A 24,525-nucleotide genomic window follows, 5' to 3' on the forward strand; every position below is an offset into this window, starting at 1 on the left:
ACGAAAACGGCCTCGGCGCGAACGCCGAGGCCGATGCTTAAGCTGTAAAACCTAGAATTCGAAGCGGGCTCCCAGGCGTACCCGCCAGACGCCCAGTTGCGCGTTGGCCTGCAGGGTCGGCGCCGTGAAGGCCGTGTAGGAGTATTGATTGCAGCTGGAGCCGGCCTGCTGAGCGCAGGCGACGTTCACCACCGAGGTCAGCGGGTTGTAGGTCCGGTACGAACCCCAGTCGCTGTTGATCAGGTTCAGCAGGTTCTCAACGTCGCCAAACAGCTTGAAGCGCGCCGAGCCGAGGAACGGCGCGGGCAGTTCCTGTTCGACGTGCAGGTCGACCTTGAAGTAGTCGGGGGACTTCTCGGTGTTCTTGCCGATGATGCCCTGGCTCAGGTCGTTGGCCCGCACGAAGTCGCGGAACGCCTCGTAGACCGCCGTCGATGCGTAGCTGACCTTGGAGTCGGCGGTCATGCTCGACACGTCCGGCACATACAGCAGGTAGCGGTTGGTGCCGCCGGTCGTGCCGAACAGGGTCGAGCGGCTGTTGGACGAGGTGGTGTTCATCGTCAGGCTGTAGGGCGAGCCTGAGCGCAGCTCGCCGAACAGGTTGAAGCGCGTCTTGTAGTCGCCGAAGAAGGCGTGCTCGTAGTCGACGTTGAACTTCCAGTTATCCCGCACCTCATAGCTGGAGGTGCCATAGGCGGGCTGGTTCGGATCGCCCATCGGCTGGCCGCCGTAGGTGCCGCTGGCGGTCGAGCCGCCCGAGGCATAGCTGCCCATGTCCGACAGCGACTTCACGTCCGAGTAGGTATAGCTGATGCCGGTGTCCAGGCCGAAGTCGAAGGACTTGCTGGCGCGGGCGACGGCGATGATCGACTTGCCCTTGTCGGTGCTCAGCATGGCCAGGTCGCTGTTGGCCGTGTTGGTGTAGGTGTCGGCGTAGATCGGGCGACCGTCGGGCGCCGTCCCCACGCGGGTCAGGCGCAGGTCGGTGTAGTAGGCCGCGGAGTCGGCGCGCCCGTAGAACAGGTCGCCGCCAAAGCGCCAGCCGTCGCCCAGGCGCTCGCCCAGATCCGCCACGTAGTCGACCGACAGGTTGGTCTTCCATTGCGCTGGGAGCTTGAAGCTGGGCAGGAAGAACGACGTCGGCGAGGCTCCCAGAGCCGCGGTGTTGGTCTGCAGGTAGCCCAGCACCAGCGGATCGACCTTGTTGCCCTGCACATTGTTCAGAGCCGCCGCGCAGATCGCCGCGGCGTTGGTCACCGTCACCGGAATGGTGCAGCCGGTGGCGCCGACGGCGCGCCCGATCGTGACCGTGTTGGTGAACACGCCCGCGTTCGAGAAGCTGTTGCCGACGAAGACGTCCGGCGAACCACCGTTGAACAGGCCAAAGCCCCCGCGGACCGTCAGACGGTCGGTCGCCCGCCAGGTCACGCCCACACGCGGCTGCACGACGATGTTGCCGTCGATATTGGCGTTGTTGGCAAAGCCGTAGCGATTGACGAACGACGTCTTGAGCGGCGCCTTGTCCTTCATCTCGTAGCCGTCGAAACGCACGCCAGCAGTGACGTTCAGGTCCGGCGTGATGTCCCAACTATCCTGGGCGCCGAAGGTCAGCTGGTCATAGTCGAAGCTGGCGCTGACATCCGCCAGCGACCCGGTGATCGAATACTGGAACAGCAGCTGGCCGGCCTGGCGCGCCTGGAAGTCGGCCAGGGAGTCGAAATAGTAGGTGCCCAGCGAGTTGGCGACGAAGGTGTTGGTGATCTTCAGCCGGCTATAGGCGGCGTGCACCTTGAAGGCGTGGTCGCCGAGATTGTAGCGGGCGATGAACTCGGCGCCGTACTGCTTCTGCCCGACGATGTCGGCGTGGCTGAAGGCTTCGGTGCCGAAGACCAGGCGCGGCGTGCCGGTCTGGGTGCACTGGTTCAACGACCCGACCGCGACCGGGTCGAGGCAGACGGTGATATCGCTATAACCCGGCGAGCCGAACGAAATCGGGGCTTTCATCGAGTCGCGATAGTTGGCCCGCAGCTCGGTGCTGAAGGCGTTGCTCCAGGTGGAGTTGAGCTGCAGGGAGTGGGTCTCGACCCGCTCGGGCTCGTGGGTGGCGTAGGAGCCCAGGCCCAGACCCGGCGAGGTCGCCGACGAGCTGCCGCCGCTGAGCGCCACCGTCTCGCCCTTGTTCTGGATGGTCGAGTACGACAGGCGCTGATTGTCGGTGATGTTCCAGTCGAGCTTCAGCGTCCACTTCTTGTCCGTCTCCGGACGGCTGGTGAGTACGCCCAGCGTGTCGTAGCCGTAGACGCTCTTGGCGATCGAGCTAACCTGGTCGATCTGGGCCTGGGTCAGGTTGGGCACGGCGTTGCCCGAACCGGGCGGGCCGAAGACGGACGGCACCGTCTCGTCAAGCTTCTCGTAGGCGAAGGCGAAGAACAGCTTGTCCTTGATGATCGGACCCGAGAGGAAGCCGCCGTAGGTCTTGGAGGTCATCTCCTGCGCGAAGGCCGCGCCCTTGGACTTCGTGCCCATCAGGTCGTCGTTCGAGTAGGTGTAGGTCCCCGCGCCGGTGAACCGATTGCCGCCCGACCGCAGGACCACGTTGATCGAGCCGCCCTGGAAGTCGCCTTCGGACACGTCGTAGGGCGCGATCTTGACCGACAGCTGCTCGACGGCGTCCAGAGGGATGGGGCCGCGCGCGCTGGGCAGGCCGCCCTGGTTCAGGCCGAAGTTGTCCGAGAAGCGCACGCCGTCGACCGAGAAGCGGTTGGTCCGGCCGTTCTGGCCCGCGATCGAGACGCCGCGCGTGCTGGGGTTGAACGACGCGAACGGATCACGACGGGCGATGTCGCGGATATCGCGGGAGACCGAAGCGACGCTGGCGATGCTGTCGCGGTCGAACACCGTGACCAGGGGCCCGCTCTTTTCCGCGCGCGAAGCGGTGACTACCAGTTCGTCGACCTGGGTGTCGCCGACGGCGACCGGCAGGAGGTAGGGCTGGCCAACGCTCAGGAACAGGTTCTGCGAGGTCACCGGCGCGAAGCCCGGCACGGTCACCGTCACGGTATAGGGACCACCTGGACGCAGGCCGGTCAGGTTGAAGGCGCCGGCGCTGTTGGTGGTGGCGCTGGCGGTCGTGCCCGAAGGTTCGTGCACGGCGGTGACGCTGGCCTTCACGGCAGCGGCGCCGCCGGCGGTCACCGAACCGCGGATCGCGGAGGTCGTTTCCTGAGCGACAACCGCTGTCGCGGTGGCCGACAAGGCGAGCGCGATGGCGCTCGCGGCGTAGAGATGTCGCATGTGTGTCCCCTCTGAAGGTGGTGCGCCCCGGTTCCCCCCGTGCGACACCGAACTGAAGCCGTTACGCCCACTTCGCCCTGACCACGCCCTGGTCACGCCGATGCGCGACGAGGCGCGCGGCGGACCACGAGGTCAGGGTCTCTGGTGGTTTCCCCCGGGGTCGGGACGCTTTGCGCGTCCTCGCGGCTGGACCGACCGCAAAGGATCGGTCCGCCGTTTCAGGTCGCTACTTCCCGTCGCCGGGAACCTTGTCGCGGTAGACGGTCCAGTGGCCCGACAGCTCGTCGACGACCTTCCCGGCCACGACATGCGCGGCATAGGCGGCGGCGTCGCCAACGCCGGCATAAGGACGGTTCATACTGTCGACCGGCCCCTCCCCCGGGGCCTGCTGCGAATAGTTGCTGGCCGTGCGCAGGACGATCAGGCGATTGTAGTCGGCCTTGCCCACGGTGGTGAGCCGACGCAAGGCGTTGGCGACGCCAGTGTCCTCCATGGCCGTCATCACGAACCGGCTCTTGCCGCCGCTGTAGTCGGTGGTCAGCTTGGCGTAGCGCTTGGTCAGCATCGCGCCATGCCAGTAGGCCTGGCCGGAGATCTCGTCGCCGGTCAGCACGAAGGGCGGCTTGGCGCCGTTCGGATAGCTGGAGAACCGCGCTCGCGCCGTCTTCAGCGCTTCGGTGTCCGGAAGCTGGATGTCTTTCGTCAGCCCATAGGCCCAGTCGCGCAGGCCGATATTGAGCGGATAGTAGACGCTGTTGGGGCGGTCGGCGCGCGGCGGCTGGAACGGCGGATAGCCGCCCGTCCACTCAGGCGGCGCCTCGCGCGGGTCGACCCACTTGCCGAAGTCGACGTCGATGACATTGCCGATCCATGCGGCCGAACCCGGCGAAGCCTCGTCCGGATTGACCCCTGCGATCGCGGCGATCACCCAATAGGCCTTCGAAAGGTCGAAGCGCGGATCGGTCGCGAGGGCGAAGGTGGTGATGGCCGCATGGTTGGTGCCCACGCCGGTCCGTAGGATCAGGACGCCCTTCGCGGCATCGTAGCCCAGCGGCGCGACCCCGTTGGGGAAGTCCAGCGTCTGGGGCGCCTCGGCCATCCAGGCCTTGTCCTCCAGCGCATAGGCGGTGACGACGACGACACGGATCGGGATAGGCGCGGCGGCCGTCGCCGTGGCAGGTGGCGACATGGGCGCCTGCGCCAACGCCGAAGTCGCCATCGCGCCTCCGAGGGCTGCGGCCACCAGAACGCGGCGTGTCCAGACGGACAAGTTCAACATGATCGCAAATTCCCCAACTCAGCCCGTAACGCTACGCAGAGGTTCCGGCCTCGCGGCGGAAGCCGGGGCGCTGAAACCTTTGTTTCAATCGGATGCAACGGCGTCGCGCGGACGGCGGTCAAGCGAACCCCGGGCGGGAAATAAAATCTTACTTCAGGGTGACGCCGGACCGGGCGCCTGCTGCTCGCCCTGCCGCTTCGGACAGCGCCAGGAGCGCCGAAAACGCACGGGCCGTGACATCCCCTCCTCCCCATGCCTCGCCATCGCGGGCCGCGCGCGACAAGCTGCGAATCTGTCCGAGGGCTGAGCAATGCAGGGTCGAGGTTTTCCAAGAGCGCTGATTCCGGCGCTGCTCCTGCTGTCGGCGGCCGCGCCGGCGCCGCCCGCCTTCGATTTGGTGACGCTGGGCGTCAAGGGCGGCGTGGAAGAGCCGACCAGCGCCTATCACATCACCGCCCGCGGAGCCCGATCCGGCGTCATGTGCGACGCCGGCACGCTCGCCTCGGGCCTCGACCTGGCGGTGCGCAGGGGCAGCTATCCCGGCAAGACCTCACGCGGACCGGTGATGGACTCGATCGCGGCCTATCTGATCACCCACGCTCACCTCGACCATGTCGCTGGCCTGGTGCTGGCGTCTCCCGACGACAGCAAGAAGGACATCATGGCCCTGCCGCAGGTGAACCAGGCGCTGGCGGACCACTATTTCAACTGGATCACCTGGCCCAACATGGGCGACCGCGGTCCGCCGCCGCGCATCGCCAAGTATCATTACAAGGACCTGCAGCCGGGCGGCCCGCCCGCGCCGATCCCCGGGACCGGCATGACCGTCACGGCCTACCCGCTGTCACACGGAGGGGTGACGTCGACCGCGTTCCTGCTCCGCAGCGGCGCGGACGCCTTCCTTTGCCTGGGCGACACCGGACCCGACGCGGTCGAGCACGCCAGCAGCCTTGCGGATCTCTGGCGCGCCGTGGCCCCGCTGGTGCGGCAAGGACGGCTGCGGGGAATGCTGATCGAGGTCTCTTATCCCGACCCCGTCCCGGACACCCGACTCTACGGACACTTGACCCCGATGTGGCTGAACACCGAGCTTCAGGCCTTGCGCGACCTGACCCAGGACGACGCCCGCATGCGCGCGCTGCCCATCCTGGTCACGCACATAAAGCCTTCGGGTCCGCCGGGATCGGCTCCCAAGACCGTCAAACGGCAACTCAAAAAGATCGGCTTCTTCAACTTCGTGATCGTGGAGGAAGGACGCAAATATGCGCTGTAGCGCCAGCATCACGCCCCGTTGATTGCTAAAACTGGCCCGGCGCAAGCCGGGCCAGTTGATATGGATCCCTCAAAGTACGCGAGAACCGAGCGAACTCGAGGCACGGACTGAGTGGTTTAGGTCAACGCGCCGCCGTCGACATTCAGGATCGTCCCGGTGATATGACGGGCGGCAGGCGAGGCCAGGAACGCGACCGCGGAGGCCACGTCCTCAGGCTTGCCATAGCGGCCAAGCGGGATCAGCGAGCGCTGGAAATCGGAGAACTCACCATCGGCTGGGTTCATGTCGGTGTCGGTCGAGCCCGGCTGGACCAGGTTCACGGTGATGTCGCGCGGACCAAGCTCACGGGCGAGGCCCCTGTTGAACGACTGCAGCGCCGACTTGGTCATGTAGTAGGCCGCGCCCGCATCGCCCACGATGCGGTCGGCCCCCGCCGAGCCGATGGTGATGACGCGACCGCCGGCTTTCAGGTGCGGGATCGCCGCCTGGGCCGCGAAGATCGGCGAGCGCACGTTCACGGCCAGCAAGGCGTCAACGTCCTCCTGGCTGATCTCGGCGAATGGGGCGTAACGGGCGATAGCGGCGTTGTTGACCAGAATGTCGAGACCGCCGAGCGCAGCGACCGCCTCTTCCACCGACCGCTTCACCGCCGCGACGTCGGCGCTGTCGGCCTGGATGGCGACGGCTTTGCGGCCCTTGGCCTCTATGGCTCTCACCACATCGGCAGCCCTGTCGGCGGCGCGTTCGTAGGTGATAGCGACGTCCGCGCCTTGTTCGGCCAGTTCCAGGGCGATTGCGGCCCCGATGCCGCGTGAAGCGCCCGTCACCAGGGCGCGCTTGCCAGCCAAATTCGTCATATCAGTCCGCAGTCCATTTTTAGAGTGATCGATACACAAATAGTTGGGAAGGTTGCCGGGCCGGTTCAAGGGACTTATCTAACGATCGATGCAGAATTCAGGACGAGATCCGGAAAGTGGCGCGATGTCCGCAGGGCGCGGGCGGGGTCGACCGCGTGCGTTCGACCGCGACGCAGCGCTGGCCCAGGCGACGCGGCTGTTCTGGGAAAAAGGCTATGAGGCCACGTCCATCTCCGACCTGACCGCAGCGATGGGGATCGGTGCGCCCAGCCTGTACGCCGCATTCGGCTCGAAGGAAGCGCTGTATGGCGCAGCGCTCGACTACTATCGCCGAACTTACGACGAGATGGGCTGGGGCGGGTTTCGGGCCGGCGCAACGGCGCGGGAGGCGGTGGCGACATGGCTGCTGGACTCCGCCGCCGCTTTGACCGGGTCGCTGTGCGACATGCCCCGGGGCTGCATGGTGACCTTGTCGATGGTCGGCGACGAGGGCCACGCTGATCTGGGCGAGAGAGTTCGCGCAGCGCGCCTCGGCAGTCTTGAGAGGCTCAAGGCGCGATTGAGCCAAGGTGTCGCGGACGGCGAGCTTCAGGCCGGAACCGACGTTCACGCCCTCGCCCGCTTTGTTCAGACAGTCCAGAGCGGGATGTCGATCCTGGCGCGGGACGGAGCGACGCGGGAGGAGCTGGAGACCGTGGCGCGGGTCGCAATGCTGAGCTTCCCCGCGCGCGAAGACCGAAACTCGTAAACGTCGATGGCGCCAAAAGCGGACATTGGCTCACCGCCAGCCCACATTCGGATGCTGTTACACATGGTGCGTGCACTCAAGTGGGCATCGAGCACGATCTCAATTGGGTCACGTGGCCAATATGCGCCACAGACCCAACTGTCGCACCCAGCCGCAAAAGGAGGAGATCCATGCGATCTTGTGCAGCGTCTTCTAACCCACGACGACAGCGCGCTCGCCCAGCGCCTTCCGAACAGCCACCGCTAGATCGCTGACCTTGAAGGGTTTGCGGAGAACAGCTTCGGAATTGACGAGCTCGCGGATCGCGCCAGCGTCGGCATAGCCGGTGATCAGCAGCATGCCGAGGGACGGAATGACCTGCCGGGCGCGTTTGGCGACCTGGGCGCCGTCCATGCCGGGCATGGCGAAGTCGACGACCATCAGGTCGGGCCGATCCTCGACCAGGCGCGCCAGCCCCTCCTGCCCGCCCGAGGCCTCGGTGACGCGATAGCCCAAAGAGCGCAGACACTGCACCAGGAACCGGCGGACGCTGGGATCGTCGTCGATCACCAGGACGCGCTCGCCTTCGCTGAGCGGGGTTTCGTTGGGCGGGATGTCGCTGGGTCGGATGCGATCGCCGGCCTCGGTGATCGGCAGCCAAATCTCGATTGTCGTGCCGACGCCGACGGTGCTGTCGATCCGCACCGTGCCGCCCGACTGAGTGGCGATGCCATAGACCTGGCTGAGCCCCAGGCCCGTGCCCTTGCCCACGCTCTTGGTCGTGAAGAAGGGGTCGAACACCTTCTGCAGTAGCGCCTCGGGGATGCCGTGGCCGGTGTCGCTTACGGCGATCACGATGTGGTCGCCGGGCTGCAGACCCTCGTGCCACTCGTCGGAGACCCGGCTGGAGATGGTCACCGTCCCGCCGTCGTCCATGGCGTCGCGGGCGTTGATGGCCAGGTTCAGCACCGCCAGTTCCAGCTGGTTGGCGTCGGCCTTGGCCCGCGCCGCGCCGGCGGCCAGCGCCGTGCGGACCTCGACGGTGTGGCCCAAGGTCCTGGTCAGCAGGTCGTCCATGCCGGCGATGAGCACGTCGACCTCCACCGGCTGCAGATCCAGCTGCTGGCTGCGCGAGAAGGCCAGGAGCTGCGCGGTCAGCTTGGTGGCGCGCTCGACGCCTTCGCGAGCGTTGGCGGCCATGCGCTTGACCCGCTCGTCATCGCTGCGCCGCTCGATCATGTCGATATTGCCGACGATGGCGGTCAGCAGGTTGTTGAAGTCGTGGGCGATGCCGCCGGTCAGTTGGCCGATGGCGTCCATCTTCTGGGCCTGGACCAGCGCGGCCTGGGCCTGCTCACGCTCGCTGATTTCGGCCAGCAGGCGCTCGTTGGCGCGCTGGAGGTCGCGAACGCTGTCGGCGATGCGCTCTTCAAGCGTCTCGTTAAGCAGCCGCAGCTCCGCCTCGGCGGTCTTGCGGGCGGTAATGTCGAGGCTGACCCCCGATATCCGGCGCGGCTCGCCGGTCTGAAGTCGGTTAAGTCGGCCGCGCACCTGCACCCAGTGCAGCGAGCCGTCCGGCCAGAAGATCCGATACTCGACGTCGTAGTCCTCACCACGCGCGATGGACGCGTTCACAGCGCCCGCGCGCAGAGCCTCGTCTTCCGGATGCACGGCGGCCTCGATACCGGCCATGGTCAGCGGCTGATCCGGTTCGTGTCCGAAATGCGCGCGTGTCGCCACCGAAGTTGTCAGAGCGCCGCTGTCGACATCCAGATCCCACTCGCCCAGCTTGCCCGCCTCCAAGGCGAAACGCAGTTGCTCCTCGGCCTTGGACTGGGCGTACAGATGATCGCGGGCGACGTACTGGCGATGGCGGGCGCGGATCGCCGAATGCGCGGCGCTGATCAGGGTCTCGGCGTTGATCGGCCGCTCCAGCAGCACGATGTTGCCGATAGCCTTAAGACGTTCCGCGTCAGCGTGGGCCCGCTTTCCAGGTTGCTTGGTGACCAGGACGATGAATGGGAAGTCCGACCAGGCGGGCTGGCCAGCCAACCATCCGGTCAGAGCGTCGGTGACGCCTTGAGCCAGCGCCTCCTCGGTCAGGATCGCCGCGCCAGCCTCGTCGCCCAACATCCGCGTCAGCGTCTCGAGGTCGGCGCAGATCCGCGAGGCGTGACCGACATTGGCCAACGTCTCGGCGATCACCGCTGCGTCGCGCCCTCTCGGCGCCAGGATGAGGATCGGCTTAGGCATCAACCGGCCGAGCATTCTCCTCGCCGAGCATGTCGATCTTGCCCTGGTAGGACGGCAGGCCGGACATCACGCCCTGGAAATCGGTCAGCGCCTGGCCGACCTCGATGCCGTGCTCGGTCAGGCGGATCTCGCGGATGGTCTTCTCGTGGGCGGCCGTGCGACTCTTGACCGCCGAGATCGCCGTCAGCACCGAACCGGCGGCCTCGAAGAAGCGGAATAGCAGGATGCCGTCGCTGAGATAGCTGAGGTCGATGTCGCTGCGGACCTCGCCGATGAAGCCGTGCTGGCCCAGGATCAGCAGAGTCACCACGCCCTGCTGATTGAGATAGGTCAGCAACTCGTGCATCTGCAGCAGCAGGAACTTCTGCCCGGGCATGGCCTGCAGGTAGGCGTTGAGACTGTCGATGACGATGGTCCGCGCGCCCAGGCGCTCCACCGCGTCGCGGACATGGAAGGCGAACTCGCCTGGCGACAGCTCAGCCGGGTCGACTGCGCGCACGATCAAGCGGCCGCTGTCGATGTAGGGCGCGAGATCCATGCCCATCGCTTTCGAGCGCGTCATCAGGGTCGTCAGGCCTTCGTCGAACAGATAGTAGGCGACGGTCTCGCCGCGCTCGAGGGCGGTCAGGGCGCAGCGCACCGAGGTGGTTGTCTTGCCCACGCCGGACGGGCCGCTGATCAGGGTGTTGGTGCCTCGCGAGAGACCGCCGCCCATCAGCGCGTCGATGCCCGGCGCGCCGGTCGACACCATTTCCTGAGCAAAGGTCGCCGGATGGTGGGCCGCCACCAGGCGCTCGAAGACCTGGATGCCGCCGGTGTCGAGCGAGAAGTCGTGGAAGCCGCCACGGAACTTGATACCCCGCATCTTGACGACCTCCAGCTGGCGCCGCTGGGCGCCGTATTCCTGGGTCATCCGCCGCAGGCTGATCACCCCGTGGGCGATGCTGTGCAGCTGCAGGTCGCCGTCCTCGGCGGTCTGGTCGTCCAGCAGCAGGACCGTGCATCGGCGGGTGGCGAAGAAGTGCTTCAGCGCCAGGATCTGGCGACGGTGGCGCAGCGGGTTCTGGGCCAACAGCCGCATCTCCGACAGGCTGTCGAACACAACGCGGAGCGGCTTGGTTTCCTCGACCTGCTTCATCACTCCGCGCGTGGTCTCGCCCAGCTCGACGTCGGACGGGTGCAGCACCGACTGCTCGCTGTCAGGGTCCAGGCCCTCTTCGCTGACCAGTTCGAACAGGTCGATGCCGTCCAGCGACCAGCCGTGACTGGCGGCCGCGGCCTTCAGCTCGGGCTCGGTCTCCGACAAGGTGATGTAGAGCCCGCTCTCGCCCAACTCGCGGCCCTTGAGCAGGAATTGCAGCGCCAGGGTGGTCTTGCCCGAGCCCGGCGTGCCCTCGACCAGGTAGATGCGATCGCGCGTCAGGCCGCCGCCCAGGATATCGTCGAGCCCTGGCACTCCGGTACTGACGCGGTTCTCGACCTTGGCTTCGGACATGCTTGCTCCGCGGAGGACGCGCCGGCCCCCTAAGGCGGCGCACAGCGGTTCAACGCCAAAGCCAAGGCTAAGTTCAGTGCAAAGCCTCCGAAGCGGGTTGGACGAACAGCCTGTAGGTGATCGCGCCGACTTGGTCCTGCCAGAGACAGGAGACCATCATGGCCTGAAGCTATGCGTTGGCCATTGGCGCACCTTCAGGACCTGGACAGTCGCCGCTTCGTACGAAATGACCACCATCCGGTGCAGACGCCGTGCATAGGCGATCTCAGTTCAAGACCCCGCCGCCCGCGGGCTCGCGACCCTGTCTGAATTCGCGGGGGGACAGGCCGTATTGCTCGCGAAAGGCCCTGCTGAAGTGCGCCGAGCCATTGAAGCCCCAACGAAAGCAGATTTCCGAGATCGATAGGCGGGCGTGCTGGGGGCTGGCGAGGTCGATCCGGCAGCGCTCCAGCCGGCGGGACCGCAGATAGTGGCTGAAGGTCTCGTTGGCCGAGGCGAACAGCTTCTGAACGTAGCGGGGCGAGACCCCTTCTTCGTTGGCGACACGCCGCAGCGACAGCTCCGCGTCGGGCAACAGGGTCTCGATGGTCTGGCAAAGGCGCTGCAAGTGCGCCGTCGGCGTCGACGTATCGAGAGCGTCGGAGATCGCCGCCCCCTGCTCGAGCAGGCATTGAGCCAGGAATTCAGTGAAGGCCAGGTCGACGGGACGCAGTTGATCGACGGACAGGTTCTCCAACTCCTCCGCCGTGGCGCGCAGGAGGTCGGAGAGAATGCGTGGCACGCCCTTGGAGCCATCCAGCCAGCCAACCCGGAGGTTGAAGGGCCGGATCAGGCGGTGATCCAGCGCCACGCGCGGGGCGCGCACGAACAGCAGACGCGAACGGGTGTCGAGCCGCAGGGCCGCCGCCTGACCCGTGGGACCGAAGGCGATGTCGCCCGCGCCGACGCTGACCGCCAGGTCGTCGGTGACCAAGGTCGCCTCGCCGTGCAGCAGGACCGCCAGCCAGATCGCCGCCGGCTGCGACGTAAGGCGGCCGGCGATCGTCTGGGCCCCGGCCTCGACCAGGGCGAACTCGATCCCGAGCGGCGAGGTCAGGCAGGCCACCGAGGCGGCGGCCGGCTCGTGGTCCGAAAGCCCCTCGATCGGCAGGCCCAGGCGGCTCATCGCTTCGCGCCAGGCCTCGGCGCGTTCGGCGCGAGGGTGGCTTTCGGTGCTGAACGACCAGGCCTTCATGGATCACACCTTGAGCTTGGGAAAGATGTCGCGCGGGATGCGCACGTGGCAGCCCTGGGTGCCGTCGACCACCTGGGTGACGCCGAAGTCGGCCGCCACGCTCATCAATGAGTAGGCGTCGTTCTTCGACAGGCCGACCTGATCGCTGAGCAGGCTCAACATCTTGGTCGAGGCGTCGCGCATGGCCAGGTTGAGATCCTCGTTGAAGCCGTGGACGATCCACCACTTGGGGGTCTCCAGCAGCGGTCCGGGGGTCTGGATGTCCTTGCGCAGCACGATCTGCATCAGGACGTTCAATGAGCTCTCGATGGCCGTGCCCGACAGCTCGCCGTCGCCCTGGCTGACGTGGGGATCGCCGATCGAGAACAGGCCGCCTTCGACCTGCACCGTGTAGTACATCGTGGCCCCCGCCCCGATGCGCCAGTTGTCGATGTTGCCACCGTGCTCGCCGGGCGGGATGGTGCTGACGCGGCCGTCGACGGCGGGCGCGACGCCAGCGGTGCCCAGGTGTGGGCGGGCCGGTATCCGGATCCCCTTCAGGGCCGGCTGGCGGTCGCATTCGGGGCAGTTGGTGATCGTGCCCGGGATCAGGTACTTGCCCTCGAAGTCATAGGCATAGAGGGCGCTGGCGGTGTTGGTGTTCTGATCCAGCTCGTAGATCGTCACCCGCTCCTTCTCGCCGAACTCCTTGTAGAGATATCCCCAGTTGGCCGCGAGGTTGGAGCCGTAGTTGTTGCGCGGGACCATGCGCAGATAGCGCACCTCCAGCACGTCGCCGGGCTTGGCGTCCTCGACATAGATCGGGCCGGTCATGATGTGGACGCCGGGGTTGCGGTCGTCCTCGGGGATCTCCTTGAAGATCCGCGTGACGCCCTCGTCCATCATCAGCTCGGGCGCGTCGCCGGCGTGGTGGGTGATGGCCTCGGCCTGGACCAGGTCGCCGCTCTTGATGCGCAGCGACGGCGGGGTCGAGGGATCGAAATAGCCCCAATGCACGGTCTGGGGCGTGGCCTTAAGGGTGTGCAGGGCGCCGGGGATGACGTCCGGACGGGTCTGGCCGGGTTCGCAGATGAAGGGCATCGGGGTCCTCAGGCGCTGGCCAAATGGGGCGTAGAGAGCGTGACCGAGGTCATGCTCAGCGAGCCGTGCTCGATGTGGTCGGGGGCGAAGGCAGCGACGTCGCCGGGCAAGCGCGCGCCCAGCACGTAGAGCAGCGGCCAGTAGTGCTCGGGCGTTGGGACCGCGCGCGTCGCGTCCTGGCCCTGGCTTTCGAAGTCGACGGCGCGTTGCGGGACGTCCTCGGCGATGGCGGTCTTGATGTGTTCGTTGAACCGTTGCGACCAGTCATAGGGCGCGCAGTGGCGGTCGCCCCAGTCCATGGCCGGCAGGTTGTGGACGATGTTGCCGGTGCCGACGATCAGCACGCCCTCGTCGCGCAGGGGCGCCAGGCGCTGGCCGATCTCGAAGTGCCAGGCCGGCGGCTTGCTCGCGTCCATGCTCAACTGAACGACCGGCACGTCGGCATCCGGGAAGGCCTTGCCCAGCACCGACCAGGTCCCGTGGTCCAGACCCCAGGCTTGCTTATCCATCGTCACCGGCGTCGGCGACAGGATCTCCCCTACCCGCGCGGCCAGTTCGGGCGAACCCGGCGCCGGATACTGCTGATCGAACAGGGCCTTGGGAAACGAAGCTCCAAAGTCATGGATCGTCCTCGGCTTGGTCATGGCCGTCACGGCGACGCCACGCGTCAGCCAGTGCGCCGAGACGCAGAGGATGGCCTTGGGCTTGCCGACCGCGTCGCCCATGGCCTTCCAGGCGCGCGTGGTGTCGTTGCTCTCCAGCGCGATCATCGGGCTGCCGTGACCAAAGAAGATGACGGGCAGACGGCTCATGCGGCGGCCTCCTCGTTGGCGGGCGCCGGCGTTCCGGCCGGCTTCATCGCCGCCCAGGCCTGCTGGTAGCGCGGCGCCAGCCAGCGGTTGAACTGCACCTGCGCGCCCTCCTGCCAGGAGTAGCGGCCACGGATGGCGAAGCGCGAGCGCAGGCCCTGCTGCACCAGCTCGTCGACATGCATGTCCTGGGCGATGATCTTGCCGGCCGAGGTCATGATCATCTCGAGGCGCTCCTCGAAACCTGGGCTCTCGATGGCGCCGGGCGCGACCAGGATGCCGGTGTCCTGCTCCATGGTCTCGGGACCGGTGGGGCGCAGGATCAGGTAGATGACCATGTCGCTGGTCATCACCAGCGACAGCGTCGGCGGGATGTTGGCGAAGGTGGCGCGGTTGCGGTCTTCGTCCGTCAGGTTCGGGAACAGCGGCAGCACCGCCTTCTGGGTCGGATTGAAGCTGGCGTCGGCGTGCAGGGTGCCGTTGTAGCGCAGAAAGCCGGCGTCGCCCGGCTCGGCTTCCGGGAAGCTGCACAGCTCGCTGGGAATGAAGTCGTGCAGCGGACCGCGATGCAGCTTGCTGGCGTGGTACCCGTCGTTGTTGTTCTCGAACATCACCTTCCAGTTCCAGGCGAACTGGCCGGTCATCGGCGGGGACAGACCGTCGGCATTGCTGAGGTCGTAGTTGGCCACGGCCGCTTCGACGGCGGTGAGGCGCGGCGCCAGTGGCGGGGCCTCGGCGTCGAAATTGATGAAGATGAAGCCCAGCCAGACCTCGACCTTGAAGGTCGGCAGCTTGATGGCCTTCTTGTCGAACTCGCAGGTGCGCTCCATGGCCGGGGCGTTCACCAGGTCGCCGTTCAGAGAATAGACCCAGTGGTGATAGGGGCAGACGAAGCCGCGCGTATTGCCCCTGCCCTCGGCCACCAGCATGGCGCGGTGCTGGCAGACCGCCGACATCGCCTTGATCTGGTTGTCGCGGTTGCGGGCCACCACGATCGGCTCGCCGATGATGCGGGTGGTGAAGTAGTCGCCGGGCTCCTTGACCCAGTCCGTCCGGCCCACGCACAGCCATTCGTGATTGAACAGCGCCTCCTTCTCGAATTCGTAGAAGTCGGCGTCGACATAGCAGGACGGCGGCAGGGTCTGCGCGGTCTCGACGTTCTCCATCGAGCGCGAGAGGCCCTCGAAGAAGACGTCACTGAGGAAGGGCGGGCGCGGGTTCATCGGGAAGCGCTCTGCAAGGGCGGAAGTCGACCATCACGCTAGGACCGCACCGTGAGCCGGTCTTGCCTCAGCGCGCACGAAGAGTTGGTCAGCAACTGCTTCCGAGAGCGCGACGCCGGATTTGCAGGCGCTGGGCGCCCTGGCGACGCGTCCGGCGCCCAATCCGAGATCACAGTCCGCGCCGACGAGAAAGCTGTCGTGCGCGCTGAGACAAGACCGAGGCGGTCGCCGCGCCTAGGGTCATGTCGTGCCACGGAGGACGCCATGACGCTGACCGCAGACATCGCCATCAAGGATCTGAAGCCGGGCTTCGGGGCCGAGATCTCCGGCATCGACCTGGCCTCGGCCTCGGACGCGGCCCTGGACCAGGTGGTCGACACCTTCCACCGCCACGGCGCCATCGCCCTGCGCGACCAGAAGATGACGCCCGACGACCTGATGCGCTTTATCGGCCGGTTCGGCGATCCGGAGGACCACACCCAGACCCGCTTCACCCTGCCGGGCTATCCGAAGATCTTCATCCTCAGCAACCGCGTCGTGGACGGCAAGCCGATCGGCGCCCACAACGACGGCGTGGGCTGGCACACCGACTACAGCTACAAGCCCGAGCCGGTCATGCTGACCATGCTCTATGCGGTCGAGGTCCCGGACGAGGGTTCCGACACCCTGCTGGCCGATGGCTGCGCGGCTTGGAATGCCCTGCCCGCCGACAAACAGGCCATGCTGGAGAGCCTGCGGCTGCACCACAGCTACAAGCACTTCATGGCCACTCGGCAGTTCGGCCAGCAGCAGAACCTGTCGCCCGAGCTGGAAGCGGCCAATCCCGACGTCGAGCACCCGTTGATCCGCACTCACCCCGCCGACGGCCGCAAGGCGCTGTGGCCCTCGACCGGCACGGTGACCGAGGTGATCGGCATGCCGGGTCCGGCGGGCCTGGCGCTGCTGGACGAGCTGGTCGAGTTCATGACCGAGGAGCGGTTCGTCTATCGCCACAAGTGGAAGGTCGGCGACCTCCTGATGTGGGACAACCGCTGCACCCTGCACACCGGCACGCTGTACGACGACACCAAGTACACGCGGACCATGCACCGCCTGTGGGTGAAGGGCGACAAGCCCTACTGAGGTTCTTCATGACCAAGACCTGGATGATCACCGGCGTCTCCGGCGGCCTGGGCCGCGATATCGCCCGCGCCGCCCTGGCGCGCGGCGACACCGTCGTCGGCACGGTGCGCAAGCCCGAGGCCGCGGCCGCGCTCGAGGCCCTGGGCGGTCACGCCCTCATTCTTGACGTCACCGATGAGGCGGCGGTGAAAGCAGCCGTGGCCAAGGCCGAAACCGTGACCGGCCAGGTCGACGTCCTGGTCAACAACGCCGGCTACGGCCTGGTCGGCGCGGTCGAGGAGGCTTCGATGGACGAGGTTCGCAAGCAGTTCGAGGTCAATGTCTTTGGCCCACTGGCGGTCTTGAAGGCTGTCCTGCCAGCCATGCGCGCCCGTCGCGCGGGCCGGATCATCAACATCACCTCGGTCTCGGGCCTCGCCGTCTGGGCCGGCACCGGCGTCTATTGCGCTAGCAAATGGGCGCTGGAGGGCCTGACCCAGACCCTGGCCCAGGAGGTCGCCGAGCTCGGGATCAAGGTCGTCAACGTCGCCCCCGGCGGGCTGCGCACCGACTTCGCTGCCGGCTCCAAGGCCATCGTGGCCGACAAGCTGTCCGACTACGACGGCCTGGCGCGCGACGCTGAGCGGATCATGGCCGACCACGCCGGCCAGGAGCCCGGCGATCCGGCCAAGGCAGCCCAGGCGATCCTGACCATCGCCGATGCCGAGAACCCGCCGATGCATCTGCTGCTGGGCGAGGACGCCCTGAAGTACGCCGGCTACGCCGCCCAGGGCCTGTCGGCCGACATCGACGCCTGGAAAGACCTCTCCCTCTCCATCGGCTTTTGAACCGCGAGCGACATCCGTGACCAACACCCTGATCTTCGTCGACCTGGCCTCCGAAGACCCGTCCAAGGCCGGTGACTTCTACGCCAAGGTGTTCGGCTGGCAGAACGACGCCCGCCCCGAGGGCGTCTATCACCGCATGGTGCCGGGCGGCTTCTTCAAGCAGCCCGACGGGACCGACAGCCAGATCGGCAACCTGCACCTGGGGATCTTCAAGGCTGCCAACGCCCGCCCTCATCCTGAGCCCGAGGGCGTCGAGCCGCGCGCGCTCAGCACCGACGGCCGCAAGCCGCGCATCTGGGTGCTGATCAGCGACGACGACAGCGCCGAGCGCATCCTCGGGGCGGCCGAAGAGCTGGGCGCCACGGTCCTCTGGAAGGACCACTACTGGAAGGAATTCAACGGCTACAACCACGCCTTCCGCGACCCTTGGGGCAACGAGATCGTGCTGTGGGGCAAGGCCGGCGCCGATCCCCAGGTCCCGGCGGACTTCACGCGGGAGTAGTCAGTCGACGCGCGAGGGCTCGCCGACGAAGTCCTTGGCGCAGTACCAGCCGCCCTGGAACGGGGCGGCGATGGGATCCTCGGGCGGCCCGGCCAACACCTCGGCCGCCCAATCCTCGGCATTGTCGCGCGGCGCGTAGCCCAGAAAAGCAGCGGCCGAATTGTCCCAGAAGTTCCGCGTGTTGGCAGAAACTCCGTACACGGTCGCGTAGCCGAAATCCGGCGCCTCGATCCCGCATCGCACTAGCTCGACCATGTCGCGCGGACTGATCCAGACGGCCAGCTGCCGCCGGTCCGACGGCCGCTCGCGATACGCGCCAATGCGCAAGCTGAGCACCTGCAGGCCGAACTTGTCGGCGTACATCCGGCCCATCGCTTCACCGAACACCTTGCTGACGCCGTAGTAGCTGTCGGGACGCGGGACCAGGGTCTCAAGCGTCGGCGCCTCGCGCCGATGGAAGCCGGCGGCGTGATGCGACGAGGCGAACAGCACCCGCTTCACCCCGGCGATCCGCGCGGCCTCGAACAGGTTGTGGACGCCGACGATATTGGCCGGCAGCACCTGTTCCCAGGCGTTGGCCTCCGGCTCGACCGGCACGCCGGCCATGTGGACGACGCAGTCGATCCCGTCCATCGCCGCCGCCAGCGAGGCCATGTCCAGCAGGTCGACGCGGACGCACTCCTCGCCCTGCCCCGCCGGCGTCAGCGGCGCGATGTCGGCCAAGCGCACCAGGGCGTAACGGCCGGCTAGCCCCTCGCGGATCGCCGAGCCGATGCCGCCGGCCGCGCCCAGCAGGAGGACTTTCAAACCGGCTTGTCGCCGGCGACCGTCACCCGATAGCCCGTGCGGGTGTCGGGGAAATAGTCCCAGATCGCCTGGTGCCAGGTGCAGCGGTTGTCCCAGAAGGCCACCGAGTTCTGCTTCCAGCGGAAGCGCACCTGGAAGTCGGGGTTCTGAGCGTGCTGGTAGAGGAAGTTCAGGATCGCCGTGCTCTCGGCCTTGGACACGCCCGCGATGTGGGTCGTGTAGGACGGATTGACGAACAGGCTCTTGCGACCGCTGACCGGGTGGGTGCGCACGATCGGATGGGTCGAGCAATTGTACTTTCGGTCGATGTCCGGGAAGATCGCCTTGTAGACCGGGTTGGCGTCGTGCACCGCGTGCAGGCCTTCCAGATAGGCCTTCATCCGGTCCGACAGGGTGTCATAGGCCCAGTACATGCTGGCAAAGCAGGTGTCGCCGCCGTCGTCGGGCAGGACCTTCATGTAGAGGATGCTGCCCAGCGGCGGCTCGGGATCGCAGGTCAGGTCCGAATGCCAGTTCTCGCCGGCCACGAACTTGGAATTGGCGTCGGCGTGGATGGCCACGATCTCGGGATGGTCGGCCAGGCCCGGCACGCCCGAGTGGATGGCCAGGTTGCCGAACTTGCGGCCGAAGTCCTTGTGGGCGTCGTGCGACATCTCCTGGTCGCGGAAGAAGATCACCTGATGCTGGGTCAGGGCCTGGTGGATCTCCTCGAACTGCCGGTTCGAAAGTGGCTTGCCCAGGTCGACGCCGAAGATCTCCGCGCCGATCCGGCGGGTCATGGGCTTCACGTCGAGCACGTCGTAGCTCATCTGGCCGTTTCCCTAAGCGTTCAGAAAAGCGCCGCGCACATAGACGAGCGGCGTCTTGGTTTCGTCGGTCACGACGCGCAGGACGCGTCCGACCAGGATCTCGTGATCGCCGCCGTCATGGGCGGCGCGAAGTTCGCACTCGACCGCCGCCACACAGCCGGCCAGCAGCGGCGCGCCGCAGACCCCGGCCTCGACGGCCGTCAGGGCGAAGCGATCGTCGGCCCCGCTCTTGGCGAAGCGGTAGGCCAGGTCGCCCTGCTCTTGCGCTAGGATGTTGACGCAGAAGGTCTTGGCCTGGCTCAGCGCCGCCAGCGTGCGGCTGTCACGCTTGAGGCAGACCATGACCAGCGGCGGATCCATTGACACCGAGCTGAAGGCGCTGACCGTCGTGCCGACCAGCCGGCCGTCATGACAGGCGGTGACCACCGTCACGCCGGCCGCGAAACTGCCCATGGCCTTGCGGAAATCCGCCGGCTCCGGGGCGTGATGTTGAGCGGCGGCGCCCATCACTCGTTCCCGAACGGATTGTCGGGATAGACCGCCGAGGCCGGACGCTTGGCGCCCTCCTCGGGGCTGGCGCGACCGCATATGGCCAGGGCCGTCAGGGCGTAGATCAGGGCGCTGTCAACCAGGTCCTTCGGCGTCGGCCGCCAGCGGCGGAAGCCGGTGGTGATGGCCGGAATCCGGTGCATGTTGAAGACGTTGTGGTCGCGCCACATGCTGGAATAGACCGGGTTGGCCAGGGCGACGGGATGGCCGAGACCCAGCTGGGTGGCGACGTCCACGGCCCCGACCAACGGCGCGACCTCGGCGGCGTCGGCCTCGAAGCCGTGGCGCACCACGACCGGCTCGATGTCGATCCGACCCAGGCCCGCCTCGCGGACCATGGCCTCCAGCGCGTGCTGGATGTCGGCCACGCGCTGCTTGGGGCTGAGACCCACTTCCAGATAGAGGTTCACCAGCTCGGTCCCCGCCCCGAAGGCGTAGGGGATGCCGCCGCGCACCGAACCGATCTGCGACTTCGGGTTGGCGATCCCGCCCGGGCTGACGTAGCGGCTCTTCTTCTCCCACTCACCGCTCCAGGCGTGGATGGCGTCGGTCAGCTTGCCCAGCTTGTAGATCGGGTTCGGGTGCTGGGCCGACGTCGCCGGATGCTCCAGCAGCGGGGTGAAGACACCCTCCCCCCAGACCTGGAAGCGGAACACCGCATAGCCGCAGCCGACCCAGGTCAGGCCGAAGTCGCAGCCCTCGGCGGCGATGGCGTAGTCGGGGGCGACGCCGCCGTGGTGGAACAGGTAGTGGGCCCCGATGTCCTTGCCCATATAGGCCACACCTCGGTGCTCCTCGATCGGCTCGGGGCCGATCTCGCCGGGACAGGCGGTCAGGTACATCTTGCCGGCCAGCTCGTAGCCGGCCTTCTTCAGCGCCTTGGCCGCGATCAGGAAGCAGCTCATCGGCCCGCGATCGTTGGCGATCGGGTAGCCGTAGAGCTTGCCGTCCTCCAGCCAGCACTTCTCCCATTCGGGATTGGCCAGGGTCTCGGGGCTGTACTTGTACGCGTCGAGGTCAGGGTTCCAGGTCGGCGCCTCGGTGTCGAGGTGGGCGGTGAACAGCAGGTTCTTGCCGACGCCCTTGCCGCCGTGCGTGCCGATGATGTTGGGCCGCTCGGGCGTGGCCCCAACCTTGCGCGGCGAGAAACCTTCGCGCGCCATCCAGTCATGGACGTAGTTGGCGACCTCCAGTTCCTTGCCGGACGGCGCGGGAATGTTGCCCAGGGTCAGGGCCAGCTCGACGATCTCGTCCTCGCTGATCGCGGCGGCGATCGCCGCGCGGTCGGCCTCGGTGACGGTGTAGGGCGCGGTCGCGCCGAGATTGGCGAATCCGTCTGCCATGGTCAGGCGCTCCAGGCGTGGGCGATCGCGGCCGTGTCGGTCAGGATCGCGCTGTTCAGTTCCATCACCTTCAGCGAGGCGGCGTGGATCTCGGGCTCGTAGGCGGCGCAGGCGTCGGCGGCGACGAACACGTGGTAGTCCAGGCTGAAGGCGTCGCGGACGGTGCTGTCGACGCAGCACTCGGTGGTCAGGCCCGCCACTACCAGGGTGTCGACGCCCAGCGCGTTCAAGCGCGCGTCGAGATTGGTGCCGACGAAGCCGCTGTAGCGGGCCTTCTTCACCACCAGGTCGTCGGGCAGCGGCGTGGGTCCGTAGAAGTCCGAACCGACCTCGCCCTCACGGCAAAGGGCGCTCTCGTTGTCGGGATCCCCGCCACGACGGCGCATGCGCTCCTTCCAGCTGGGCGAGTCCGTCTCCGGCGCGGTGAAGAGACCCACGAAGACCACCGGGACCCCTGCCCCGCGCGCGGCCTCGACCAGGCGCTCGGCGGCGACGACCGCCGGCTGGACGACGGCCATGTCGACATAGGCCCCCAGCGCCCCCTCCGGTGAGGCGAAGTCGACCTGGATGTCGATCACCACCACCGCCGTCCGCGCGGGTGCGATCCAGGCCGCCAGGCCATCACGCTCCACGGTCATCGCATTCACGAGAACACCGCCCGTAGACCCGGCAGGATCTCGGCCCCGAACATGGTCAGCCCCTCGACATAGTCGGGGAAGATCATCATCAGGCCGTCCAGTTCGCAGTAGCGCAGATATTCCTCGATCTGCGCGCTGCAGGTCTTGGGCGAGCCGACCACGGTGTGGGTCATGAACGCGCCCTGGGCCTTGGCGACGGTCGAGAGCTTCTCGGCCGGCACGCCCCAGCTTTCCAGCATGGCCAGGATCGCGCCCATGTCGGCGCCGTCCTTGTAGTGCTCGACCTTGGCCTCGGCGTCCGCGTCGGTATCGCCATGCACGACCGTGCACATGGCGAAGGTCTTGATGGTCTTGCCCATGCCTTCGGCGGCCTGCTTGGCGCGCACGGAAGCGTCGCGGCGCTCATCGGGCGTGCGGCCGCCGATGAAGCAGATGTCGGCCTCGCGCACCGAGAACTGGAAGCCCCGGTCGCTCATGCCGGCGCAGACCAGGTCCGGACGCGGCTTGGACAGCGGCTTGGGCTTGGACTGGCAGTCCTTCATCTGGAAGTACTTGCCGTCGAAGTCGACGCTGTCCTCGGCCCACAGCCGCTTGACGATCGTGGTCCATTCCTCGGTCAGGGCGTAGCGGTCGTCGTGGGACAGGCTGTCGTCCCACGCGCCCATCTGGTCGAACTCGCCGCGATAGGCGCCGGCCACGATGTTGAGGCCCGCGCGACCGCCGCTGATATGGTCCAGGGTGGCGATCATCTTGGCCGCCACGGCCGGGTTCTGCAGCAGCGGGTGGATGGTCGCCCAGATCTTCACGTTCTTGGTGGCCTCGGCGATGCCGGCCATCATGGTGACGGACTCCAGCGCCGTGCCCCAGTGGTCGGTCTCGCCGCCGAAGCCGCGGAACTTGCCCATCGACATGACGAAGTCCATGCCGACCTCGTCGGCCTTCACGGCCGCCGCGCGGTTCGTTTCGTAGAGGCCGTCGAGGACCGGGGCGGTCTTGGAGATGATCCAGCCGCCGTTGGCGACCGGCAGGAAGACCCCGAAATCCTTGTGCTGGGAAGGACGGTGGAACATGGCGGTACTCCCTGAACTGTCTTAGGCCGCGTCGCGCAGCAGGACGGGCGTGGGCGCCGGGACCGGCGCGAGCGTGCTTTCCTCGGTGCTCTTGCGCGGCGGACGCATGAACAGCGCCGCCACGAAGATCACGCCGATCACGGCGGCGAAGACCTGGAAGGTGGGCGCGAAGCCGCCCATGCGGTCACGCATGAACCCGCCGATCACCGGGCCCAGGGCCGAGACGGCGCCGACCAGGCAGACCATCGAGAAGAGCTCGAGATTGTTCTTCCGGCCGTAGTAGTTGAGCAGCAGGATGCTGACGGCCAGCACGGTCATGCCGAAGCCGACGCCTACGCCGAGGGCGAAGATCACCATCATCGGCCAGGTCGCGGCATTGGCCAGGGCCAGCAGGCCGGCGGCCATCATCCCTTGCGCGCCGGCCAGCAGCCAGCGCGGGTCGATACGATCGCCCAGCAGCCCCCCGCTCATCCGGGCCACGACCTGCATCAGGGATTCCAGGCTCAGCGCCGCAACCGCCACGGCCGAGGCCACGCCCATTTCGCTGAAGTGGCTGGGCGCCAGGCTGACGGCGGTCACCCCGCCCAGCAGGTGGGCGAAATAGGCCGCGACGATGACGTAGAACTGCGGCGTGCGGATCGCTTCCTTGATCGTCCAGTCGACCTGGGTGCGATAGACGCGAGCGCCGGCCGGCTGGGCGGCGGCGTCCTCGGCCACGGCCTTGTCGGTCTCGACCGCCGCGCTCTCCAGCCAAGCCTTGCCGCCCACCAGGGACGCGGCCAGGGCGCCGACCACCGCCGAAGCGACAGCCTGCCAGGCCCAGTACGGGCGCCAGGCGCCGCCGGCCATCTCCATGCCGACCAGCGCCATCCAGGGGCCGACGACCCCGCCCAGCGAACCGATCGTGAAGTAGATCCCGAACGGCAGGGCCCGCTTCTTGAACAGCATCGACAGCAGGTGCGTGCCCGGGATCAGCGCCATCATCTGGTAGCCGACGCCCAACAGGGCCGTGCCAGTCAGATAGACCGGCAGCCCGTGGGCCATCGTCAGGCAGAGGAAGCCGGCGATCATCACGGCCGAGCCGGCGATGATCGTGGCCCGTACGCCGATCTTGCGGATCAACAGGGCCGGCAGCCACGACGAGCCGCCACAGAACGCGCCCAGCAGGGTGAAGCCCAGGAAGGCCGAGGCGAAGCTCCACTGCTGGTCCTTGATCATGGCCGGCAGGACCACGCCCAGCGACGAGAAGGTCGAGGCCGTGATCAGGAACAACAGAAGGGAAAGAGCGCCCAGGAGGGTCCAGGAGCGCCATTGGATCGTCGACATCGCCATCG

21 protein-coding genes are annotated in these 24,525 nt (G+C 67.2%); 5 read left to right on the forward strand and 16 right to left on the reverse strand.

Going from position 1 to position 24,525, the window contains the following annotated elements:
- Positions 1–51: 51 nt before the first annotated feature.
- Both AC1RR5_RS16355 and AC1RR5_RS16360 read right to left on the reverse strand, forming a co-directional pair.
- Positions 52–3,294, reverse strand: a complete 3,243-nt coding sequence (locus AC1RR5_RS16355) for a TonB-dependent receptor (protein ID WP_492922947.1) — start codon at positions 3,292–3,294, stop codon at positions 52–54.
- Between the two features lie 226 nt (positions 3,295–3,520).
- Positions 3,521–4,483: a hypothetical protein gene (locus AC1RR5_RS16360; protein ID WP_492922949.1), complete on the reverse strand. Its 963-nt coding sequence runs from the start codon at positions 4,481–4,483 to the stop codon at positions 3,521–3,523.
- A 400-nt stretch (positions 4,484–4,883) separates the two neighbouring features.
- Here AC1RR5_RS16360 and AC1RR5_RS16365 point away from each other — a divergent pair, with 400 nt between their 5' ends.
- Positions 4,884–5,846, forward strand: a complete 963-nt coding sequence (locus AC1RR5_RS16365; RefSeq protein WP_492922951.1) for an MBL fold metallo-hydrolase — start codon at positions 4,884–4,886, stop codon at positions 5,844–5,846.
- 116 nt (positions 5,847–5,962) lie between these two features.
- Here the strand turns inward: AC1RR5_RS16365 and AC1RR5_RS16370 are convergent, their stop codons facing one another.
- Positions 5,963–6,772: an SDR family NAD(P)-dependent oxidoreductase gene (locus AC1RR5_RS16370; RefSeq protein WP_492922953.1), complete on the reverse strand. Its 810-nt coding sequence runs from the start codon at positions 6,770–6,772 to the stop codon at positions 5,963–5,965.
- A 55-nt stretch (positions 6,773–6,827) separates the two neighbouring features.
- Here AC1RR5_RS16370 and AC1RR5_RS16375 point away from each other — a divergent pair, with 55 nt between their 5' ends.
- Positions 6,828–7,451: a TetR/AcrR family transcriptional regulator gene (locus AC1RR5_RS16375; RefSeq protein WP_492922955.1), complete on the forward strand. Its 624-nt coding sequence runs from the start codon at positions 6,828–6,830 to the stop codon at positions 7,449–7,451.
- Between the two features lie 192 nt (positions 7,452–7,643).
- On the opposite strand, the gene AC1RR5_RS16380 is transcribed toward AC1RR5_RS16375, so the two are convergent.
- The 6 genes from AC1RR5_RS16380 to AC1RR5_RS16405 form a co-directional block, all read right to left on the reverse strand.
- Entirely contained in the window at positions 7,644–9,683 is a 2,040-nt protein-coding gene (locus AC1RR5_RS16380; protein ID WP_492922957.1) for a hybrid sensor histidine kinase/response regulator, read from the reverse strand.
- Positions 9,676–11,178 carry an ATPase domain-containing protein gene (locus AC1RR5_RS16385; RefSeq protein WP_492922959.1) on the reverse strand — a complete coding sequence of 501 codons (1,503 nt, stop codon included), beginning with the start codon at positions 11,176–11,178 and terminating at the stop codon, positions 9,676–9,678. Before AC1RR5_RS16385 ends, AC1RR5_RS16380 begins: the two co-directional genes overlap by 8 nt.
- A 265-nt stretch (positions 11,179–11,443) precedes the next feature.
- The gene (locus tag AC1RR5_RS16390; RefSeq protein WP_492922961.1) at positions 11,444–12,412 is read right to left on the reverse strand and encodes an AraC family transcriptional regulator; all 969 of its coding nucleotides are present in this window, start codon (positions 12,410–12,412) and stop codon (positions 11,444–11,446) included.
- Between the two features lie 3 nt (positions 12,413–12,415).
- Complete coding sequence (locus tag AC1RR5_RS16395) at positions 12,416–13,492, reverse strand: acetamidase/formamidase family protein (protein WP_492922963.1); 1,077 nt, start codon at positions 13,490–13,492, stop codon at positions 12,416–12,418.
- Positions 13,493–13,500: 8 nt separating this feature from the next.
- Complete coding sequence (gene ygiD / locus AC1RR5_RS16400) at positions 13,501–14,304, reverse strand: 4,5-DOPA-extradiol-dioxygenase (protein WP_492922965.1); 804 nt, start codon at positions 14,302–14,304, stop codon at positions 13,501–13,503.
- A complete protein-coding gene (locus tag AC1RR5_RS16405) occupies positions 14,301–15,524 on the reverse strand; it encodes an aromatic ring-hydroxylating oxygenase subunit alpha (RefSeq protein ID WP_492922967.1) in 1,224 nt (407 codons plus the stop codon). The genes ygiD and AC1RR5_RS16405 overlap by 4 nt, the downstream gene beginning before the upstream one ends.
- Positions 15,525–15,788: 264 nt before the next feature.
- Between AC1RR5_RS16405 and AC1RR5_RS16410 the strand changes: the two genes are divergently transcribed.
- Genes AC1RR5_RS16410 through AC1RR5_RS16420 form a run of 3 tightly spaced genes read left to right on the forward strand, consistent with a single transcriptional unit; the run spans position 15,789 to position 17,975 of the window.
- Positions 15,789–16,646, forward strand: coding sequence for a TauD/TfdA dioxygenase family protein (locus AC1RR5_RS16410; protein WP_492922969.1), 858 nt, complete (start codon positions 15,789–15,791; stop codon positions 16,644–16,646).
- Between the two features lie 8 nt (positions 16,647–16,654).
- Positions 16,655–17,473 (forward strand): oxidoreductase, encoded by an 819-nt coding sequence (locus AC1RR5_RS16415; RefSeq protein WP_492922971.1) that lies wholly within the window; start codon positions 16,655–16,657, stop codon positions 17,471–17,473.
- 16 nt (positions 17,474–17,489) lie between these two features.
- Complete coding sequence (locus AC1RR5_RS16420; protein WP_492922973.1) at positions 17,490–17,975, forward strand: VOC family protein; 486 nt, start codon at positions 17,490–17,492, stop codon at positions 17,973–17,975.
- Here AC1RR5_RS16420 and AC1RR5_RS16425 read toward each other — a convergent pair whose 3' ends face one another.
- From AC1RR5_RS16425 to AC1RR5_RS16455, 7 genes are read right to left on the reverse strand one after another with little or no spacing between them, the layout of a single operon-like run.
- Positions 17,976–18,782, reverse strand: a complete 807-nt coding sequence (locus AC1RR5_RS16425; RefSeq protein WP_492922975.1) for an NAD-dependent epimerase/dehydratase family protein — start codon at positions 18,780–18,782, stop codon at positions 17,976–17,978.
- On the reverse strand, positions 18,779–19,591 hold the full coding sequence (locus tag AC1RR5_RS16430) for a TauD/TfdA dioxygenase family protein (RefSeq protein WP_492922977.1): 813 nt from the start codon (positions 19,589–19,591) through the stop codon (positions 18,779–18,781). Before AC1RR5_RS16430 ends, AC1RR5_RS16425 begins: the two co-directional genes overlap by 4 nt.
- A 12-nt stretch (positions 19,592–19,603) precedes the next feature.
- Complete coding sequence (locus tag AC1RR5_RS16435; protein ID WP_492922979.1) at positions 19,604–20,098, reverse strand: flavin reductase family protein; 495 nt, start codon at positions 20,096–20,098, stop codon at positions 19,604–19,606.
- Entirely contained in the window at positions 20,098–21,483 is a 1,386-nt protein-coding gene (locus AC1RR5_RS16440; protein WP_492922981.1) for a zinc-binding metallopeptidase family protein, read from the reverse strand. The genes AC1RR5_RS16435 and AC1RR5_RS16440 overlap by 1 nt, the downstream gene beginning before the upstream one ends.
- Positions 21,484–21,485: 2 nt before the next feature.
- Complete coding sequence (locus tag AC1RR5_RS16445; RefSeq protein ID WP_492922983.1) at positions 21,486–22,121, reverse strand: cysteine hydrolase family protein; 636 nt, start codon at positions 22,119–22,121, stop codon at positions 21,486–21,488.
- A 5-nt stretch (positions 22,122–22,126) separates the two neighbouring features.
- Positions 22,127–23,191: an LLM class flavin-dependent oxidoreductase gene (locus AC1RR5_RS16450; protein ID WP_492922985.1), complete on the reverse strand. Its 1,065-nt coding sequence runs from the start codon at positions 23,189–23,191 to the stop codon at positions 22,127–22,129.
- Positions 23,192–23,212: 21 nt separating this feature from the next.
- Positions 23,213–24,517: an MFS transporter gene (locus AC1RR5_RS16455; RefSeq protein ID WP_492922987.1), complete on the reverse strand. Its 1,305-nt coding sequence runs from the start codon at positions 24,515–24,517 to the stop codon at positions 23,213–23,215.
- Positions 24,518–24,525: the final 8 nt, after the last annotated feature.

This window comes from Caulobacter sp. GW821-FHT11E11 (assembly GCF_058808315.1).

Bases quoted from the DNA above. Each gene is read 5' to 3' on its own strand.
- AC1RR5_RS16445 (WP_492922983.1), bottom strand. From the start codon at position 22,121: ATGACCGTGGAGCGTGATGGCCTGGCGGCCTGGATCGCACCCGCGCGG.
- AC1RR5_RS16405 (WP_492922967.1), bottom strand. From the start codon at position 15,524: ATGAACCCGCGCCCGCCCTTCCTCAGTGACGTCTTCTTCGAGGGCCTC.
- AC1RR5_RS16440 (WP_492922981.1), bottom strand. From the start codon at position 21,483: ATGGCAGACGGATTCGCCAATCTCGGCGCGACCGCGCCCTACACCGTC.
- AC1RR5_RS16415 (WP_492922971.1), top strand. From the start codon at position 16,655: ATGACCAAGACCTGGATGATCACCGGCGTCTCCGGCGGCCTGGGCCGC.
- AC1RR5_RS16435 (WP_492922979.1), bottom strand. From the start codon at position 20,098: ATGGGCGCCGCCGCTCAACATCACGCCCCGGAGCCGGCGGATTTCCGC.
- AC1RR5_RS16410 (WP_492922969.1), top strand. From the start codon at position 15,789: ATGACGCTGACCGCAGACATCGCCATCAAGGATCTGAAGCCGGGCTTC.
- AC1RR5_RS16360 (WP_492922949.1), bottom strand. From the start codon at position 4,483: ATGTCGCCACCTGCCACGGCGACGGCCGCCGCGCCTATCCCGATCCGT.
- AC1RR5_RS16380 (WP_492922957.1), bottom strand. From the start codon at position 9,683: ATGCCTAAGCCGATCCTCATCCTGGCGCCGAGAGGGCGCGACGCAGCG.
- AC1RR5_RS16450 (WP_492922985.1), bottom strand. From the start codon at position 23,191: ATGTTCCACCGTCCTTCCCAGCACAAGGATTTCGGGGTCTTCCTGCCG.
- ygiD (WP_492922965.1), bottom strand. From the start codon at position 14,304: ATGAGCCGTCTGCCCGTCATCTTCTTTGGTCACGGCAGCCCGATGATC.
- AC1RR5_RS16430 (WP_492922977.1), bottom strand. From the start codon at position 19,591: ATGAGCTACGACGTGCTCGACGTGAAGCCCATGACCCGCCGGATCGGC.
- AC1RR5_RS16455 (WP_492922987.1), bottom strand. From the start codon at position 24,517: ATGTCGACGATCCAATGGCGCTCCTGGACCCTCCTGGGCGCTCTTTCC.
- AC1RR5_RS16365 (WP_492922951.1), top strand. From the start codon at position 4,884: ATGCAGGGTCGAGGTTTTCCAAGAGCGCTGATTCCGGCGCTGCTCCTG.
- AC1RR5_RS16355 (WP_492922947.1), bottom strand. From the start codon at position 3,294: ATGCGACATCTCTACGCCGCGAGCGCCATCGCGCTCGCCTTGTCGGCC.
- AC1RR5_RS16375 (WP_492922955.1), top strand. From the start codon at position 6,828: ATGTCCGCAGGGCGCGGGCGGGGTCGACCGCGTGCGTTCGACCGCGAC.
- AC1RR5_RS16395 (WP_492922963.1), bottom strand. From the start codon at position 13,492: ATGCCCTTCATCTGCGAACCCGGCCAGACCCGTCCGGACGTCATCCCC.
- AC1RR5_RS16385 (WP_492922959.1), bottom strand. From the start codon at position 11,178: ATGTCCGAAGCCAAGGTCGAGAACCGCGTCAGTACCGGAGTGCCAGGG.
- AC1RR5_RS16390 (WP_492922961.1), bottom strand. From the start codon at position 12,412: ATGAAGGCCTGGTCGTTCAGCACCGAAAGCCACCCTCGCGCCGAACGC.